The organism is Maribacter sp., from assembly GCA_020629415.1.
GTDB classification, from domain to species: Bacteria; Bacteroidota; Bacteroidia; order Flavobacteriales; family Flavobacteriaceae; genus Maribacter; species Maribacter huludaoensis.
The window spans coordinates 19,383-37,254 of sequence record JAHDDL010000017.1 but is presented as its reverse complement, the minus strand read 5'-3'; the positions used below and the strand labels follow the sequence as shown (position 1 = coordinate 37,254).

20 protein-coding genes and 1 tRNA gene are annotated in these 17,872 nt (G+C 35.0%); 10 read left to right on the top strand and 11 right to left on the bottom strand.

Annotated features, from left to right (window positions below; genetic code table 11):
• A partial coding sequence (locus tag QZ657_RS08775; protein WP_291966320.1) for a VOC family protein occupies window positions 1-674 on the bottom strand: 674 nt, incomplete at its 3' end.
• Window positions 675-735: 61 nt separating this feature from the next.
• The gene (locus QZ657_RS08770; protein WP_291966318.1) at window positions 736-1,863 is read right to left on the bottom strand and encodes a pyridoxal phosphate-dependent aminotransferase; all 1,128 of its coding nucleotides are present in this window, start codon (window positions 1,861-1,863) and stop codon (window positions 736-738) included.
• Between the two features lie 99 nt (window positions 1,864-1,962).
• Between QZ657_RS08770 and QZ657_RS08765 the strand changes: the two genes are divergently transcribed.
• The 3 genes from QZ657_RS08765 (at window position 1,963) to QZ657_RS08755 (ending at window position 3,154) form a co-directional block, all read left to right on the top strand.
• Entirely contained in the window at window positions 1,963-2,409 is a 447-nt protein-coding gene (locus tag QZ657_RS08765; protein ID WP_276471131.1) for a MarR family winged helix-turn-helix transcriptional regulator, read from the top strand.
• A 104-nt stretch (window positions 2,410-2,513) separates the two neighbouring features.
• Window positions 2,514-2,587 (top strand) — tRNA-Arg (locus QZ657_RS08760).
• A gap of 135 nt (window positions 2,588-2,722) precedes the next feature.
• A complete protein-coding gene (locus QZ657_RS08755) occupies window positions 2,723-3,154 on the top strand; it encodes a BLUF domain-containing protein (RefSeq protein WP_276471130.1) in 432 nt (143 codons plus the stop codon).
• A gap of 40 nt (window positions 3,155-3,194) precedes the next feature.
• On the opposite strand, the gene QZ657_RS08750 is transcribed toward QZ657_RS08755, so the two are convergent.
• Together QZ657_RS08750 and QZ657_RS08745 are read right to left on the bottom strand one after the other, a co-directional pair.
• Entirely contained in the window at window positions 3,195-3,728 is a 534-nt protein-coding gene (locus QZ657_RS08750; protein WP_291966317.1) for a hypothetical protein, read from the bottom strand.
• A 48-nt stretch (window positions 3,729-3,776) separates the two neighbouring features.
• Entirely contained in the window at window positions 3,777-4,214 is a 438-nt protein-coding gene (locus QZ657_RS08745) for a DUF6789 family protein (protein ID WP_291966315.1), read from the bottom strand.
• A 196-nt stretch (window positions 4,215-4,410) separates the two neighbouring features.
• Between QZ657_RS08745 and QZ657_RS08740 the strand changes: the two genes are divergently transcribed.
• From QZ657_RS08740 to QZ657_RS08715, 6 genes are all read left to right on the top strand, one after another.
• Window positions 4,411-4,671: a SemiSWEET family sugar transporter gene (locus QZ657_RS08740; RefSeq protein ID WP_291966313.1), complete on the top strand. Its 261-nt coding sequence runs from the start codon at window positions 4,411-4,413 to the stop codon at window positions 4,669-4,671.
• Window positions 4,668-5,189, top strand: a complete 522-nt coding sequence (locus tag QZ657_RS08735) for a DUF421 domain-containing protein (RefSeq protein ID WP_291966311.1) — start codon at window positions 4,668-4,670, stop codon at window positions 5,187-5,189. Before QZ657_RS08740 ends, QZ657_RS08735 begins: the two co-directional genes overlap by 4 nt.
• 248 nt (window positions 5,190-5,437) lie before the next feature.
• Window positions 5,438-5,680 (top strand): four-helix bundle copper-binding protein, encoded by a 243-nt coding sequence (locus tag QZ657_RS08730; RefSeq protein WP_236973352.1) that lies wholly within the window; start codon window positions 5,438-5,440, stop codon window positions 5,678-5,680.
• 21 nt (window positions 5,681-5,701) lie between these two features.
• Window positions 5,702-6,559, top strand: a complete 858-nt coding sequence (locus tag QZ657_RS08725) for an SDR family oxidoreductase (protein ID WP_286813770.1) — start codon at window positions 5,702-5,704, stop codon at window positions 6,557-6,559.
• Window positions 6,560-6,574: 15 nt separating this feature from the next.
• Window positions 6,575-7,015, top strand: coding sequence for a response regulator (locus tag QZ657_RS08720; RefSeq protein WP_291966305.1), 441 nt, complete (start codon window positions 6,575-6,577; stop codon window positions 7,013-7,015).
• 189 nt (window positions 7,016-7,204) lie between these two features.
• Window positions 7,205-7,648 (top strand): response regulator, encoded by a 444-nt coding sequence (locus tag QZ657_RS08715; protein WP_291963122.1) that lies wholly within the window; start codon window positions 7,205-7,207, stop codon window positions 7,646-7,648.
• Between the two features lie 153 nt (window positions 7,649-7,801).
• Here the strand turns inward: QZ657_RS08715 and QZ657_RS08710 are convergent, their stop codons facing one another.
• The 7 genes from QZ657_RS08710 to QZ657_RS08680 form a co-directional block, all read right to left on the bottom strand.
• Window positions 7,802-8,797: a helix-turn-helix transcriptional regulator gene (locus QZ657_RS08710; protein ID WP_276471122.1), complete on the bottom strand. Its 996-nt coding sequence runs from the start codon at window positions 8,795-8,797 to the stop codon at window positions 7,802-7,804.
• The gene (locus tag QZ657_RS08705) at window positions 8,788-8,949 is read right to left on the bottom strand and encodes a hypothetical protein (protein WP_291963120.1); all 162 of its coding nucleotides are present in this window, start codon (window positions 8,947-8,949) and stop codon (window positions 8,788-8,790) included. Before QZ657_RS08705 ends, QZ657_RS08710 begins: the two co-directional genes overlap by 10 nt.
• 118 nt (window positions 8,950-9,067) lie before the next feature.
• Complete coding sequence (locus QZ657_RS08700) at window positions 9,068-10,999, bottom strand: sensor histidine kinase (RefSeq protein ID WP_291966303.1); 1,932 nt, start codon at window positions 10,997-10,999, stop codon at window positions 9,068-9,070.
• Between the two features lie 131 nt (window positions 11,000-11,130).
• Window positions 11,131-11,571 (bottom strand): response regulator, encoded by a 441-nt coding sequence (locus QZ657_RS08695; protein ID WP_276471119.1) that lies wholly within the window; start codon window positions 11,569-11,571, stop codon window positions 11,131-11,133.
• Window positions 11,572-11,610: 39 nt separating this feature from the next.
• Window positions 11,611-12,111: a helix-turn-helix domain-containing protein gene (locus tag QZ657_RS08690; RefSeq protein ID WP_276471118.1), complete on the bottom strand. Its 501-nt coding sequence runs from the start codon at window positions 12,109-12,111 to the stop codon at window positions 11,611-11,613.
• Between the two features lie 210 nt (window positions 12,112-12,321).
• Entirely contained in the window at window positions 12,322-14,118 is a 1,797-nt protein-coding gene (locus tag QZ657_RS08685) for an alpha-amylase family glycosyl hydrolase (RefSeq protein ID WP_291966302.1), read from the bottom strand.
• Between the two features lie 169 nt (window positions 14,119-14,287).
• Window positions 14,288-15,940: a PAS domain-containing sensor histidine kinase gene (locus QZ657_RS08680; RefSeq protein WP_291963111.1), complete on the bottom strand. Its 1,653-nt coding sequence runs from the start codon at window positions 15,938-15,940 to the stop codon at window positions 14,288-14,290.
• Window positions 15,941-16,208: 268 nt separating this feature from the next.
• Between QZ657_RS08680 and QZ657_RS08675 the strand changes: the two genes are divergently transcribed.
• On the top strand, window positions 16,209-17,855 hold the full coding sequence (locus tag QZ657_RS08675; RefSeq protein ID WP_291963109.1) for a hypothetical protein: 1,647 nt from the start codon (window positions 16,209-16,211) through the stop codon (window positions 17,853-17,855).
• The last annotated feature ends 17 nt before the right edge of the window (window positions 17,856-17,872 follow it).

Below are 17,872 nucleotides of genomic sequence, written 5' to 3'. Positions count from 1 at the left end.
CTCATGAGCGCTGTATAATCGGTAGAAATATCTTTATCATCAAAAGACATTATTTGCTTAAAGCCCATTACATTGGCGTAGAAATCTACCCAATAATTCATTTTACCTTCGTTCACGTTACCTACCATGTGATCTACAAATTTTAATCCAGTAGACGTTGGCTGATAATCGCTTTCCCATTTTTGGTAGCCTGGTAAAAATGTACCGTTATAGTTTTTACGCTCTACAAAAATGTGCACTACTTCACCATAAGAATAAATACCTGAACTTACCACCTTACCGTGCTCGTCTTCTTCGGTTTTTGGCTCCATATAGCTTTTAGCTCCTCTTTTCATAGCCTCGTTGTAAGCATAGGTAGCATCATCTACCCACAGTGCCGTTACCTTAACTCCGTCACCATGCTTGTCTATGTGCCTACCCACATCTGTACCACTCTTTAACGGTGATGTCAAAACCAATCTAATTTTATCTTGCTCTACCACATAGGATTCAAAATCCCTACTACCGGTTTCAAGACCTTTATAAGCTAAAGATTTAAAACCGAAAGCGGTTTTATAATAATGTGCCGCCTGTTTAGAGTTACTTACATAAAGCTCTAAATAATCGGTACCGTTAATAGGCATAAAATCTTGTGCCTCTTTGTGTTTGTTTTCTGCTACTGTTGAAGTTGACATAGTATATGATTTAGTTTTATATTGTTTTTTGTTGCTCATGCAACATATATGATAAAAAAATTTATGCTGTGGTCGTTTGGCTCTTCATTAAAACCTCAATTGCGGCCAAAAGTGCTTTATTAGCCTCTCTTACCCCAAAAGATATACGCACTTTCCCCGGCGCACCAAAATTACCTACAGGGCGTACCATTATACCTTTCTTTTCTAAAAAAGAGGTAAACTCCATATCATTCACCGGTGGATCTATTAGCACAAAATTACCCTGTGTTGGCCAATATTTTAGATTCATTGCATCAAGTCCGTTCAAAACAAACCTTCTTTCTTCCTTAACCAATGCTACAGTTTTGTTTACAAACGCTACATCTTCCAAAGCAGCAATTGCCCCCTCTAAAGCCAATGATGACAATAGAAAAGGTTTACAAATCTTACGCATGTAATTACTTAGTTCTAAAGGGGCATAACAATAGCCAACCCTTAGACCTGCCAAGCCATAGGTCTTTGAAAAACTATTGATTGCAATTACATTTTTACCTTCTACTACAAAAGGAATTCCCGAAGTGTAATCTTCGGCTTCGGCAAAATGTCTGTATACCTCATCTAACACTAATACTAAATGGTCAGGTAATTTATCTATGAAATTTCTTAAATCTGGCAGTGGAATATAATTTCCTGAAGGATTGTTGGGCGATGCTAGAAATATCAACTTTGTTCTATCATTAATAGCCTCTAGAATACCGTCCAAATTGTAATCATAATCCTCGGTCATGGGTACGTTGATCGCCTTGGCTCCCATCCAACGGGTAAAGGCCGTATAAGGTAAAAAGCAAGGCTGACTCACAATTACCTCGTCATCTTCGTTCAAAAATGCCTTAGAAATCATATCTATAATTTCTGAACCACTATTTGCAGTAATAAAGTTATCTACGGTAAGTACACCATCAAAATCTTTCACCAACGCCTCACGTAACCTTATATCCGTATTATCCGGATATAGGCTCAAATCATCTAAAGTACTTGCCAAGGCTTCCTTAACTTTAGGGGAATACCCTAACGGATTTTCGTTAGAGGACAATTTGTGAACGGTAACACCATCGGGCATTACAATCTTCTTACCTCCGCCTTTGTAAGTGCTATCTTCTAATATATATTTCTTAAAACCTGGTTGCATATTTCTAGTACTTTTTGCCAATTTGAACTAAGTAAAAATACAACTTTTTTTCAATTTTGTTGCATTAACAACAATTTTAACGATAATCTCCTGTATTTTTGGAAGAATAACTTTGAGATTATGGACAGGACGGAGGGCTTCGGCGTTTACATTGATCGTACTTTAAAAAAAGTACAGAGCACTTTTTTACAGGTATTTGCAGAAAACAACATTGATCTTACTATTGAACAATGGGTGATCTTACAACGTGTACATTTAGAAGGTAAAGACGCTTCGCAAGCTGATATTGCCAAATCTAACTTTAGAAATAGGGCTACAACCTCTAGAGTAATCAGTGGATTATGCAAAAAAGGGTTCTTACGCAAATCTAGATTTAGGGATGACCAAAAAAGATTTAAACTGGTAATTACGGAAGAAGGCTCTGAACTTATAAAAAGGGTAATGCCTTTTATTACCGATTTAAGAAAAGTTAGTACCCTGGGAATCACTGAAGAAGAATTTGAAATTTTCTACAAAGTACTTGACCAATTATGGGAAAATTTTGATCAATACGAAGGTCGTTCATAGTCATATTCCAGTCTATAAAAGAAATAATTAAATTTTTATTGATTTTCGTTTTACCAGTCTATAAAAATCACTAAGTTTGCACCCACATTTGAAAAAATGGTGTCGGTCGCATAGCTCAGCTGGATAGAGCATCTGCCTTCTAAGCAGACGGTCGGAGGTTCGAATCCTCCTGCGATCACTCAAAAGCCCCTTCTAGGGGCTTTTTTGTTGCCTAATATTTGCTTAACCCTGTCTCCTACTATCTTTTTTAAATGGTGTACTTCATTTTTTAGCATTTTTATTATTTTTGCCCATTAAGGATAACTTCAACAATATGTATACATTGACATATGAATCTGTAGCCACTAAAAAATTAAAAACTGTGGAAATGGAAGAGCTTCTTGAAAATGCTCGTGCCAATAATGAGAGAGATGATATTACCGGATGTCTTATTTATTACAAAGGTGGATTTGTTCAACTTTTAGAGGGCAGTAAAAAGAACATTACCGAACTTTATGATAAGATCAAAAAAGATCCTCGCCATACAAATGTTACCTTATTTTCCGACGATGAAATTAGTAAAAGAACTTTTCCAAATTGGGGAATGGCATACTATCCAATTGATGAAAATAATACCTCTAAATATGAATATGAGCAGTTTAAACGAAATTTAACCCTGCTAGCCGATTTGGTAACACCTACAAATGTTACCTCTAAACAATTTTGGAAAAAGATAAAAACTATGGTTGCAGAGCCGCCTATGTAATCTTGACCAAGACCATATTACAAATATTATCTAATAGCCATCAATCCACATCTTCATTCTTTATTAGTGGATGATCCGTTCTGCCTAAACCTATTATTTTTATAATATTGATTATAGTATTGTATAACATCAATACCACTACAATTAAACCAGAACTCAATATGGCGCTTACACCGATAGTAATGTAATAAATGGCATCAAAATAGTTTTCCGGGATATTTTCACTTTCCGTAACAGGCAGATTAAACACCAAAAAGAACAGCAAAGAGGCTATAAAAATTGCCGTATCCAGCTTTGCAATTTGCATAATATGTAAATAATGATCATTCTTCAATTTAGAGTTCGTGCCTGAGCTTACCCCTAAAAGAGTCAACATTAAAGCCAATATGGTTGCCGAGGCCAACACAATGGTATTACATAATGTATTTAATCCCGTAAGGCTAGACTTTATTAAAACTTTAGCTTCATAACCGCTTAAATTTCCAAGCATAAAAGTTCCTAAACCAATAAACCCTAAAGAGATTAAACCGCCTATAATTGCCCGCTTTGTATAAAGTGAAATTTCTATACCCATATTACATTAAAAAATTACCACTAATTAAACTTTGTTATATGTATCCTATTAAATCCTTGTAATTACCCAAGAAACTGTAATACCGAAAATCATATGTGCAAGAATCAATTGTAAAAAGAAATATGTCCAGTTAATTTTGGGCGGATCATTATGGCTACTTATAATCATTGACCACCCGCCTACACCAACAATCCCTAGTATGAATCCAAAAATCAAACCCGTCCAAATAACGTCACTATAATTTATGTGAGAATAAAAGACATATATGATAGCCGCCATACTTATGCCTATACCAAAATGAATTAACCAGCCTAAAAAATAATTATGTTTCACGTTTCTTTTAAAGGTCTTGGAAAGATCAATAAGCTGATTTAATAAATGTGCCTCATTAAATTTATTGCCGCTTAACAATTCAACCACATGACTAAAACCTGTCATAATCGTAGTTCCTAAAATGCCAGCGCAAAATATATTTAACAATTTCATTGCTGTTTTTATTTCATTAAACTAATCCAAGCATTAAATTAAATAATAATTGGTGCTTACCACTATCTATATTTTTTTGAACCAACATTTACTTGTAATGAATTACTTTTTGGAGCTTAACGCCAGTACCTTCAACGTTGTTAAATGCATATAATAGCAGTTATGCATTCTAAATAATCAACTACTATTAAATAACATGGAAGAAATCATTGGAATTTTTGCCGGCATCTTTACCACCATTGCGGCAGTTCCGCAAATTTACAGAGCTTGGCAAACAAAAAAGGTAGATGATGTTTCTCCTAAAATGTTTTTTATCTTAATTCTAGGGGTCCTGCTCTGGACAGTATATGGTGTTATGAAACAAGATGCTCCAATTATTATTACAAACGGTATTTCAACACTATTGAACATCACCATGTTCATTCTCATATTTAAATATAGAAAACTGGAAAAATGAAAGAATTATTTAACACTTCTTGGGAAACCGTAATGTTAATTTCTATCAGTGCATGTGGTATATATTTAGCAATTATTGTTTTTACACGCATTATCGGAAAACGAAGTTTTTCAAAAATGTCAAGTTTTGATTTTGCAATGACCGTTGCCGTTGGATCAATTATTGCTACAACAATCCTATCTTCTTCTGTAAAAATGATCGAGGGTATAGTTGGCTTGGCAATGGTATATCTATTGCAAATAAGCATTGCATTTGCCAGAAGAAATAAAACAATACAGAATTTGGTGGATAATTCACCTTTATTACTCATGGACGGTGAGAAAATTATAGAATCCAATTTAAGAAAAGCCAGAGTTACAGAGAGTGATTTACGTTCAAAATTGAGAGAAGCCAATGTAACTGAACTCAGTCAAATTAAAGCGGTTATTTTTGAAACTACGGGAGACATTTCAGTTCTACATAAAAAAGATGATGCTCCTTTAGATTTATGGATTATGAAAGATGTAAAAAGAGAATAGCACCTTCCTTCTCATGACTTACATCATTACAATTTAGTCCTAATTTGTGTCGTATTGCTATCATTATTTATCCATATGCTATACCGCACAATTTCCAATCAAAAGAGCAAATCATTTAACTGTGCATATTTTAATTTCAAATGAGAAATTACAACCTATTAAAATTTAACAAAATGAAATTAGCTTATAAAAGTTGCATAGAAGCCTGTAAAAAATGCTTCATAGATTGCCAAAACTGCATAGTTAACATGGCTGGTAAAGAAAGTATGAACGAGTGTCCAAATTGCTGTATGCAGTGTGTAGATACTTGCCTTAGCACCATTAAAATATTAATGGCAGATAGTCCTTTTTCTTCAAAACAAGCAGCGCTTTGCGCTGAAATTTGCGAATGGTGCGCAGAACAATGCCAACAACATGACCATGAGCATTGTCAATTATGCGCAGAATCTTGCTTGGCATGTGCCAAAGAATGTAGAAAACTTGCAGCCTAATACGTATTTAAAACTAAGAACATGGAAAATATAACGATAGATAAAAATCAGGAACAGGCAAAACAACCTGGTAATGAATTCAAAATGAATCCTGAGCCACTTACCATACGTGAAAGCTACAAAGGCAGTGATAAATTAAAAAACAAAGTTGCACTGCTTACAGGTGGAGATAGTGGTATAGGTAAAAGCGTAGCGGTACATTTTGCAAGGGAGGGCGCAAAAATTGCCATCATTTACCTAAACGAGGAAAAAGATGCACTACAAACTAAAATTGAAATTGAAAATGAAGGTGGAGAGTGTCTTTTGATCAAAGGAGACGTAAAAAATGAACAGTTTTGCAAAGATGCTATTGATAAGACCATTTCTAATTTTGGAACTTTAAACTGTGTTATCAATAATGCGGCCATGCAATTCCCTACCGAGCATATCGAGGATATCAAAATAGAGAATTTGCATACCACTTTTGAAACCAACATCTACCCTTATTTTTATATTGTCATGGCTGCCATGAAACATTTAAAATCTGGCGATACCATTATCAATACAACATCTGTTACTGCATATAGAGGGTCTGAGCACTTAATAGATTATGCCAGCACAAAAGGAGCAATTGTATCTTTTACCAGAAGCTTGTCAAAATCGCTTGCAGAGAAAGGAATTCGTGTAAATGCTGTGGCACCGGGACCTATTTGGACTCCTTTGATACCAGCTACTTTTGATGGTGAAAAACTAGAGAAATTTGGTAAAGATGTACCATTGGGCAGACCTGGCCAACCTGCTGAAGTAGCTCCAGCCTATGTGTATTTAGCCAGTGAAGACAGTAGCTACATGACAGGACAAGTATTACATATAAATGGTGGTGAAGTAATTGGTGGATAATTAATTGTATACATAATGATCAAAGATGATGTGTTCCATATTTATATGGCAGAAGATGATATGGAAGATCAACAAATATTTAGAGATGCTATAGCTAGTTTGCAAGAAAATATAAATATTACCGTGTTCTCCAATGGGTTAGATTTACTAAATGAATTGCAAACTAAAACTCTAAAGCCAAATGTTATTTTTCTGGATCTTTTTATGCCTCGATTGAATGGAGAGGAAAGTTTGACCGAAATAAGAAAAAATACCGCCCTTGATGATATTCCGGTAGTTATATTTTCTAATTTATACGATATTGACCGTATTTCAAATTTGTTCCAGAATGGAGCCAATAGATATCTGCACAAGCCAAATTCGTTCAAAACGCTGACTTCTGCTTTAAAAAGAACAATAGAATCTATTAAAAATAACACTTTGGGCGGTACGGCTATAATAAATTATGTTGCATAACAGTTACATAGAACGGTCATTAATAATATGACCCAAAAAAGTAAATCTATTTTTTAGGTATTGAGTTATTTTTAAAATCAATCGCATTATTGCGCAAAAACAGCAAATACTAACTTGCAATAGAATAATCGGCATTTCTAATGCCGATTTTCAATCAAATAATTTTAGAGTTCAAATTATTTACCGAACATGAGCAAACCAATTTTAAATGTTTTCCTAGCGGATGACGATAGTGACGACAGAACATTTTTTTCTGACGCTTTACGCGAAATACCGATACAGACCAAAATATCGGAATTCAACAATGGTGTAGATCTTATGGCAGGCTTGTTATCCGATAGTAACGATAAACCAGATGTTATATTCTTAGATTTAAAAATGCCTATGATGGATGGATTCGAGTGTCTTGCGGATATACGTGATCTTGAAAAATATGAAGATATTCCGGTAATTATTTATTCAACGTCGTACCACCCTAAGGAAATAACCCGTTTAAACGAAATGGGGGCATCTTTATATTTGCAAAAACCATCTTCATACAATCAACTTAAAACACTTTTACACAAGTGCCTTCGCTATGTGGACAATTCTGAAGAAAGCAAACCTGAAAAAGAATTTGTTATTTCCATCTAAACACATCCTTTATCTTTTATTTAAACATCTTTTCCTTTTTACTCCTATATCACCTTTCTTTTATTCTATTTTTCTAAAGCTTTATCCAGACCATAAGTAAAATAAAAAAGCCAGCTCTAAAGAGCCGGCTCAACCATTTTCATATATTTTACCTTATGCTGAAAGCGATACGTTTCTAATGTTCATTAAGTATGCTTTAGGAGTACATTTAAACTTGTTTCTAAATATTTTAGAGAAGTAACTTCTACTGGTAAATCCTATGGAATAAACTATCTCTGAAATGTTCATATCAGATGTTTGTATCAACTCTTCGGCAAGAATCAACCTTTCATTTCTAATGAAATTGGTTACCGTAGTACCTTCCATTACCTTAAAGCCCTCTTGTAATTTAGTTGGCGAAAGACCATATTCCTTACTTAAATCCGTTACGGTATATGGAAATTCCGGTTTTCTTTTAATTGCGTTAACAGCTTCTTCAATTCTTAAAAGCTCTTTCTTGGTCAACATCGTAGATACCTGTCCACTATTCTCAATATCTTGCTTACAGTGTAATATCTCTAAAGCTAAAGTAAAGTTTACAATACCCTCTATTAGCAGTTTTCTAACCAAACCTACCTGGGTAATTGATCTGATCTGCAATAACTGTTCTTTTATTTTTAGATTGAAAGTTCCAATATGTGCATTACCGTCCTCATTTAAGAACTGGGCAAACAATTGGTCGTACAACTCATTATTATCTACGTTCTTACTTAGAGATTCCCCGTTTTGCGTTACCTTAATAATAGATAAGTTAGATTTTGTAGCCTCTCTTAATTTTATATTAATAGTTTTGTTAGAACCGCCTACAACCACTGTTTGTAATGCTTCAACCTTACTATTTTCTTTTCCGTTTGAAAACCTGAAATTACCTTCCAAGCAGTAAATAAAGTATAAACTACGATTTTCATCCAATTTTAAATCAAAATTAAAATCCTCGTTCAAATCCATATCATATTCCGTGTAGGATATTCCAGATCCCAATGAAACAGTTTGTATTCTACCCGTTCCTTTATCATTATCATATTGAAGAATACGATCACCTTGAAAACTGGAGATACTTCCTCCTAATACACTATTGAAATAACTTAATTGATTATGGACTACTTGCATGATATATTGTTTAAATGGTTATTATTAGATAAAGCCTTTTGCGCTACTAAAGCGTCTGATGAGCTAGAAGTTGGTATTTCTAGTTTAGAACCTTGGTTATTAGAGTTTTTGTGTCTTACGGCACCTACTCTAGCATATTGAAGATTGTTCATAAAAGCTTACATTTTTTGTTGTTACAAAGATGCAGCCTGTAGCAAGTAAATACGTTACAACATTTTTAAAAGCTGTTACACAATTTTAAGAAGACATAAAAATTATGAAATATACCTATTATAAAAGGGTGGGTAGAAATACAGTAAAAACGGCCCCTTTGTCCTTCTCTCCCTTGGCCATTATAGTTCCGTTATGTGATTGCACTATTTTTTTACAGATGGATAACCCTAACCCTGTACCGGAAAATTCTGTTTTTCCATGTAGGCGTTGAAATATTTCAAAAATTTTCTCTTGGTACTTTTTTTCGAACCCAATACCATTATCGGCAAATTGAAGTTGCACATAATTAATGTTAGGTAACAAGGTTTCTATATCCGTTTTGTTTCCACTTACTATATTACCCATAATTTTAATATGGGGGCGTACACCTTCTTTTACATATTTAAGTGAATTACCTATAAGATTTGCAAATAATTGCTCTAATTGAAATTGAATACCATTTACGACCGGAAGGCTTACAGATTCTACTTTGGCATCTAAATCAATAATTCTTTCGCCTAAATCTTCTAAAACATTATTTAAAACGTCGTTTAAATCTACCCTTGTAGGTTGTTCGCTTACCTCATCTACCTTTGAATAGGAAAGGAGATTATTGATAAGATTGCGCATTCTATCCGATGAATATTTGATTTTTGACAGATACCCTTGCGACCTTTCACTTAAACGCCCCTCTTCTTCTTCGTCCAGTCTACTAACAAACATTTGAATTTTACGTAACGGTTCTTGCAGATCATGACTTGCAACACGGTTAAATGCTTCTAAATCTGCATTGGTTCGCTTTAGCTCTGTATTCTTTATCTGTAGTATAGATTCTGCCTCTATTTGTTTAGTTACATCCCTAATGACGCCTACCATATACCAACTACCCTCTTTTTGATGGCATTCACCTATAGTATTCATATAGCGTAATTCTTGAGATTTCGTATATATGCGAAAAACAAGATCTGTTTTAGACTTGTTTTTTCTAGCTTCTTTAAAACTAGACTTTACTTTCTCAAAATCGTTTGGGTGTAAAAAAGTGAGCAGACGATCATATTTATTATCAAACTCGTTTGGATCGTAACCAAACAATCTATACACGTTATCCGAATATTTTATATGATCCTCATTTAAATGCCAACGAAAGCTACCTATATTGGCTACACGTTCAGCTTCTGACAATAGCCTATTCTGTATAAATAATTGAGCTTCATACTTTTTCTCCTGTGTTACATCTTTAGAGAATAATATAAGGCCATCATTCATTTTAACCGCTTTAGTGGACAACCAAACAGGGTCATCTGTAAAAGCAAATTCTTTAGTGTACTCTTTATTCTCTCCGGTCGTATAACAATCGGTCAAAATTTCCAATACACCATTTTCTAAATTTTTAGGGTAATATTCTAGAATGGTCTTACCTTCTATAAAGCCCGAATCATCATTGGTTATCTCATTTAACCGATTATTAATATAATCTATACGAAAGTCCTCTACACCTCCCGCTTTATTGAACACGGGCTTTAAGTAAGAAATAATACTATCATTGCTATCTAAAACACGAATACCAAAAAGATTGGAAATTTCAAGTTCTCTATTTCTTGATTCCAAACTACCTAACGGAAGTTTAGAATCCTTATCTGAAATAAATTTTGGCTTTACCAAGGTCAGGGCAAATAATAACCCCTTACCAAAAATCCTAATTCTTACATGATAATTGAGAATATTAGATTCTTCCCGTACTATGATATTAAAATTTTCATCTTCACCAGTTTCCAACACCTTGTTTGCCAAAATCAAAACCTCATCATAATAAACAAGCTCCTCTAACGTTTCACTTTTATCATTTTCTGCTGTAACCGCAAAAAAGACCTGTCCTTTCTTGTTTGCATATTTAGGCCTATAATCTTTGATATTTACAGAATTAGAGGCTGATGGTTCAGCATATAAAATAGCAGTATCGGCATCATCTACCATTGTTCTAAAAAAATCATCCGCTAAATTATTCTTCATACTATTCCGTATTAAACATCTTACGTTAAGATACTGCGAAATAACCGATTAAATTGCGACTTGTTTGGTGCTAAAACAAAAAAAGTTGTTCCTAACGAAACAACTTTAATAAAATACCTTGTGTAAGCAGTTTATATTTTCAATAAAAAGTTTTCTTTCTTAAAATCATTTAGGTGATAGGCCCAGTTCATTTTAACTACTTGCTTTAAGGACTTTTTAAGCTCGTTAAAACTACTTGGTTTTTTGATATAAATATTGGCTCCTTTTTCAAAGGTTTCCTCAATATCCCTTTCTGCAGAAGAAGTAGAATATATTGCGACCAACAGATCTTTTAAATGTGGTGTACGTCTAATTGCTTCCAAACACTCAAACCCGTTCATAATAGGCATATTCAAATCTAGAAATACCAAATCTGGAGTATTGTCCGTATCGTTCAATAAAAATTCCATACAACTCTTACCGTTCTCTAGCTGACGTAACTCCGTATTGAGTTCAACCCCTTCCAATGCATCTGCAAAAAACTGTCTGTCGTCTTCATCGTCATCAACGAGAAGTATTTTTAATTTATCCATTTTCTCTATTCATGTATTGAAAAGAAGAACCCTTCCTCTTTATTTTTTTCTAAACTTCATGTATTGGGTTATGGTTAACCCAGTTACTTTCTTGAATTGATTTGATAAATGGGGAACACTGCTAAAATTTAAGTTATGGGCAATTTCACCTAAACTCGTATTCTCTAAAAGCACTAATTCCTTTACTTTTTCTATGCGCACTAAAATATAAAAATTCTCTATCGAGGTAAATGTTTTACTAGAAAATAAGTTTGAAAGGTAAGGGTAACTAAACCCTAATTGATTAGATAATAATTCTGAAATTTTTACATTTCTAATATCACCTTCATAAACCATTTTTTTTATGTAAATCTTAATTTCCTCAACAAGATCACGATTTTCTTTCGTCTGAACTTTTATACCAAAACCCTTCAACTCACCAATGATCGCTTTAAGCTTTTCATCACTTATATCATCAGACAACTGAACGGTGTTGTCATGCAAAATTTCAAAATCAACCCCTGCAGCGTCCATTGTTCTTTGAAATATTTCATTAACCATTTTTTCAGGGCTATATATGAAACTATATTCCATTAATTACATCAATATTAGTTCGCCACATTTAAGCCGGTAAAATTATTGTTTTACCTATAGATTATATAACAAAATACAATAAAATTTTACCACTATTAAAGCCGATTCCATAAAAATATTGAAATGTAAGTTTAAACCTACATAATATTATCGGAATAATGCCATTTAAAAAAATTCTTACGATTTAGTAAATATCAATGCTCCATATGCAGGTATATTTATTTTTCCTGTCCAGTTCTTGGCATCGGTATGTTCTTCAACAACGGTTACATCATCAACCGGTAACTCTGAGAACGCTTGATCATATATTTTACTGCTAGCATTGATCTTAAGTTCAAAAGATTCATTTTCATGTAGACCAATACCGTAATCCCCGTAGTCCTGATTGCTAAAATTTAAAACGACCAGTACTGAATTGGATACATTATTTTCATCGAACCTTTTATATGCCAATATTTTAGTTTCATGATTTACATGTAGCATTTCTATATGCTGGCTTCTTAAACCCTCACCACCATCTATTTGGCCTGTTCTTAGCTTTATAATATCACTTACAAGATTTTCAATGCCTTTGTGTTTCTTTTCTTTGTCCCAATCCAAGCCTTCCGTATCTTGAAAGTATTCATCTTCAATAAACTCCTGCCCTTGAAAAAGCATTGGTATACCCGGTGCCGTCAAGGTCAAAACTATACCTAACAATGCTCTCTTTTTAGCAAAATCACTTTCTGCATCACCTGGTTGTATCTCTTCTGGAACTCTTGCCTTACCATTGGCAACCTCATCATGAGACTCCGTATAAACTATACGGCAAAACGCATCGTTGCTATACTTAAATTCCAAGGCATCTACCACTTTTTGCAAATCCCTACTATCATCATGGGTATCTTCTATCACCTCTCTAACGGGGTGTACAAAGTTCATATCCCATTGAGATCCATAAGCAAGTCCATTATGTTCAATGGCATCCGTTACCCTACTATCGCCTTTAAGATCTTCGGCAATTGTCAATACATGCGGATATTTATCCCTTATTTCAGAATTGATATCACGCATTAAAATATTGCCTTCTTCTATTTCGGTATCATACCCTAGACCACCGCCTTCATAACGTATATATGAGGTAGCATCCATACGCAACCCGTCACAATGGTACTTTTCTATCCACATTAATGCATTGTCCCTTAAATATTGGCGCACTTCTTTTCTGCCATAGTCAGGTCTGGTATCTCCCCAAGGGGTATCACTTCTATGGTCATTATAGAAATAGATGCCGCCTTTATCGTTCTCGCTCCAACCATCAAACTGCCATAGATCTACATCAGAAGGACCAAAGTGATTATACACTACATCCATTATCACCGCTATACCTTTTTTATGCGCTTCATTGACCAATTTCGCAAAGGCATCTGGACCGCCATAATCTTGTTCAATGGCAAATGGGTGCGCAGGGTTATACCCCCAAGAAATACCACCCGCAAACTCTGCGACCGGTAACAGCTCTATACAGTTAATACCCAAATCCCGTAGGTAGTCTAACTTATCTATAACATCTTGGAACGTACCTACGATATCCGATGCCGAACGATTAAAAGTACCTACATGTAGTTCGTATATAACAAGCTCGTTCCAATTTGGCATGTTAAACTCCACATCGTCCCATTTAAAATCTAATGCCCTAATTATGGAATTACCGTTACTATTGGTCACTTCAAAGGCATAAGGATCGTTTCTGGCCAAAATCTCCCCATTATATTCAATAAAGAATTTATATTCATCACCTTCAGATGCTTTTTCGGTGATTACAGACCAGTACCCATTTTCTTCAAGTTCTAGTGAAATGTCATTTTTAGACCAGTTGTTGAAGCTTCCGCCAACGAAAACTTTCTCCGCATGCGGAGCCCACACTCTAAAGGTTACGGCACCATCATTTAAGACAGCGCCCATACCTGCCGATTTTTCTATAGTAGTATTCATATACCAAAAGTAGACTGCGATCGGTGTAAGTAATATCCTCAAAAAGAGATGCTTTAACTCAAAAACATTTTATTCACGTAATTATAGGCTTCCCTATAAAAAAAGCTCATTTTAAAGAAAATGAGCTTTTTTTATGAATGCTAATCACTTTGGTTCAAGAAACACTATTCTATTGCATTTTTGGCAATACGATTTCAAACACCGATCCTTCGTTAAGTTTGCCCGATGCACTAATTACACCATGATGATTCTGTACAATCTTCTTTACAATTGCCAAACCTATACCGGTACCTACATATTCCTGCTTAGAATGTAAGCGTTGAAATACTTCAAATATCTTTTCTGCAAATTGTTCTTCAAACCCTATACCATTATCGGTTATGGTAATTTTAACGTATTCCTTATTATTTTTTAACCCAACATCTACAGATTTTGCGTTCGTAATAATTTCCGTATCTATGGTTACATTGGGCGAGATATCATTTTTTGAGTATTTGACGGCATTGGATAATAGATTATACATTAACTGCCTAAATTGAAATGGCACCACCTCCAATTCACATGAACGCAACAAGGTTATTTTGCCCTCTTTCTTTTTAAGTTCTTCCCCAAGGTCATTTTTTACATCTTCTACCAGTTCTTTTAAATCTATGACCTCAAAGACCCTATTCTCGGTATCTGTGCGTGAATATGATAGTAAATCATTGATCAGTGATTGCATTCTTTTGGCCGCAGATTGTATCTTTTCAAATTTAGCTTTGCCAGATGTGGATAGTTTATCATACTCTTTGTCCATCAACACTTCAGCAAACATCTGAATTTTACGCAGCGGTTCTTGAAGATCATGGCTAGATATGTATGCAAAAGACTGAAGTTCTTTATTCATTGCCTCTAATTTGCTATTACTATCAGCTAGTTCTTTGGTACGTATGTTCACTTCTTTTTTAAGTTCATCTGCAAACGATTTTTGTTTATCGATATTCATTGCCGTACCAATAAAGCCCACCATTTTCTTTTCCTCGAATTTTGGAACCCCTAAAACCTTAAACCATTCGTATTTACCGGTTTCCTTTCTTCTAACCCTATATTCTAGCGTAAAGTCAGTTTCATCTGCAACCGCTTTACCAAAACCTTCATAAATAATATCAAGGTCATCTGGGTGCACTACTTCTTTCCAGACCTTACCGGTAAAGTCCGCTTCTTTTTCTATTCCTACATAATTCAATAAAGCACGATTGGAATATTGAATATTGATATCATTATCCGTAATCCAGATCCATACCGGAGATAAGTTTGCCACTTCCCTAAACCTACGCTCACTTTCCTTTAAGCGCCTTTCTGCCAACACCGCCTCCGTAGTATCGGTAACAATAACCAAAACACCAGATACTTCTCCTTCTTCATTTTTTACGGGACTATAGCTAAATGTCCAGTAAACATCTTCCATTCTACCATTTCTAAAAATAGGAACCATCAGGTTTTCTTTCCAAATAGATTCGCCATTTTCAGTTACAATTTTTAACATAGGTTCTACATCGCTCCAGCTTTCGGACCAAGCCTGCTTTCCATTTAAACCCAATATCTTAGGATGTTTACCATCATTTCCTAAAATGGGCCTATACGCATCATTGTAAAAACTCTTTAAAGTATCTCCCCAAAACAAAAACATGGGAAATGGAGAGTTCAACATTATGTTCAATGTGGTACGTAAATTATGTGGCCATCCATCTGGCGTACCTAACGGAGTAAGAGACCAATCTTTTTCTCGCATTAGCCTACCCATTTCACCACCATCATCCAGAAAATGAAATTTTTTATTCATAAGAATGTAATATCAAAACCCCTAAAACAACTATTAAATACTTGACAATCATAAAATTATACAGAAATTAAAACAATCAATTTCTACCTGAAAAACATAACTGTCAAAGTATGCAAATTAATCAATTTAAAAAGTAATTGTTAACTCAAAAAAATAGATTGGCATTCATATGAAAAATTCTTACTTCATAACTAACATTTTGTTTAAAAACATGGCTCATTGATCCACTATTCTTATTTTGCATACAGATACCAACCACCTACCATCTATGAAGAACAAGACTATTTTTAAAGTATTAATTTGTGTTATCCCTTTTCTTTATCTGTTTGTTCCACAAAATGTAACAGCTCAAGACAAGGTTTCCAATCAAGAATTAGTTCAACTTTTTAGAGAATGGCGCTCTTTTGAAAACCCGCCATTAGTAGACGGCGCCCCTGATTATACCGTGGCAACTTTTAAGAAAAGATCTCCAAAATTTAAACTATTACGAGAACAACTTCTTGCTATTGATACTGCAGGATGGCCTATACCGGACAAAGTAGACTGGCACATTATACATGCCGAAATGAACGGTTATGATTTTAACCAACGAATTTTAAAACCTTGGTCCAGAGACCCTGCATTCTATAAAACAATTTGGACAGATCGTAGCGATGTTCCTGCCCACGAGGGTCCTACCCACCATGCCATAATAGATATTTGGAAATATAGCTTTCCTTTGAAAAAAGCAGACCAAACCAAATTGCTTAACTCCTTAAAAATCATTCCTATCCTTAACAAGCAGGCTCAGGAAAATTTAACGGGCAATGCAAAAGACCTATGGTTGGCCGGCATCCGTGATATTGAGACACAGAGTAATGACTTGGCAGCTATAAAAAACCTGCCCGGGATTCAAAAAAACAAAAAAATAATGGCTGCGATCAATGCGGCAATAACATCCACCGATCGTTTTGCGGCATGGCTAAAAACGGAAGCCAGTACTAAAACCGGTCCTTCGGGCATTGGCAAAGAAAATTATACCTGGTACCTACAAAATGTTCATTTGGTACCATTGACATGGGAAGACGAGGTTATGCTCTTAAAACGAGAGCTTACCAGAGCATGGTCTGCACTTAAATTAGAGGAACACAGAAATAGAAATCTGCCTGAGTTACCAGATGCCGGTAGCGTTGAAGAATATAATAAAATGGCAAAGGTCTCCGCAGAAAGCCTTTTGCAATTTTTAGATAAAAATGAAATAGTAACGGTTAAAGACTACTTTGAGACTGCGCTTAATGATCATTTAGGTGCATATGTACCTCGTGAGAAAAGAAACTTTTTTTGGATTACCGCCCATTTAGATCAACGCCCGCTTTATTCTCATTTTTATCATTGGTTTGAACTTGCAAGGATGGACAAGGAACCTAACCCGCGCGAAATTAGAAAAGAGGCCCTACTGTACAATATATTCGATTCAAGAAACGAAGGCGTGGCAACCGCGGTAGAAGAAATGTTCATGGATGCGGGGCTATATGATGACCAAACCCGTTCTAGGGAAATTGTTTACATTATGATCGCACAACGCGCAGCAAGGGGCTTGGGATCGCTCTACGCACATGCAAACCTTATGAGCTCTGAAGAAGCGGGCGGCATCCACTCCAATTACACCCCAAGAGGTTGGATGAAAACAGAAAAGGACCTGTTGCTTTTTGAGCAACACCTATACCTAAGACAACCAGGATACGGAACTAGTTACATTACCGGTAAATACTTACTTGAAAACACCATGGCCGAATATGCAAGAATGAAAGAATCTAAAAACGAACCTTTTGAAATGAAAGCTTTTTTCGATGAGCTAAATGCTATAGGCTGCATTCCAATAACGTTGGGCAGATGGCAAATGACAGGTGTACGCTCTTTTTTAGATAAAGAATAACATGGCATACCATAACT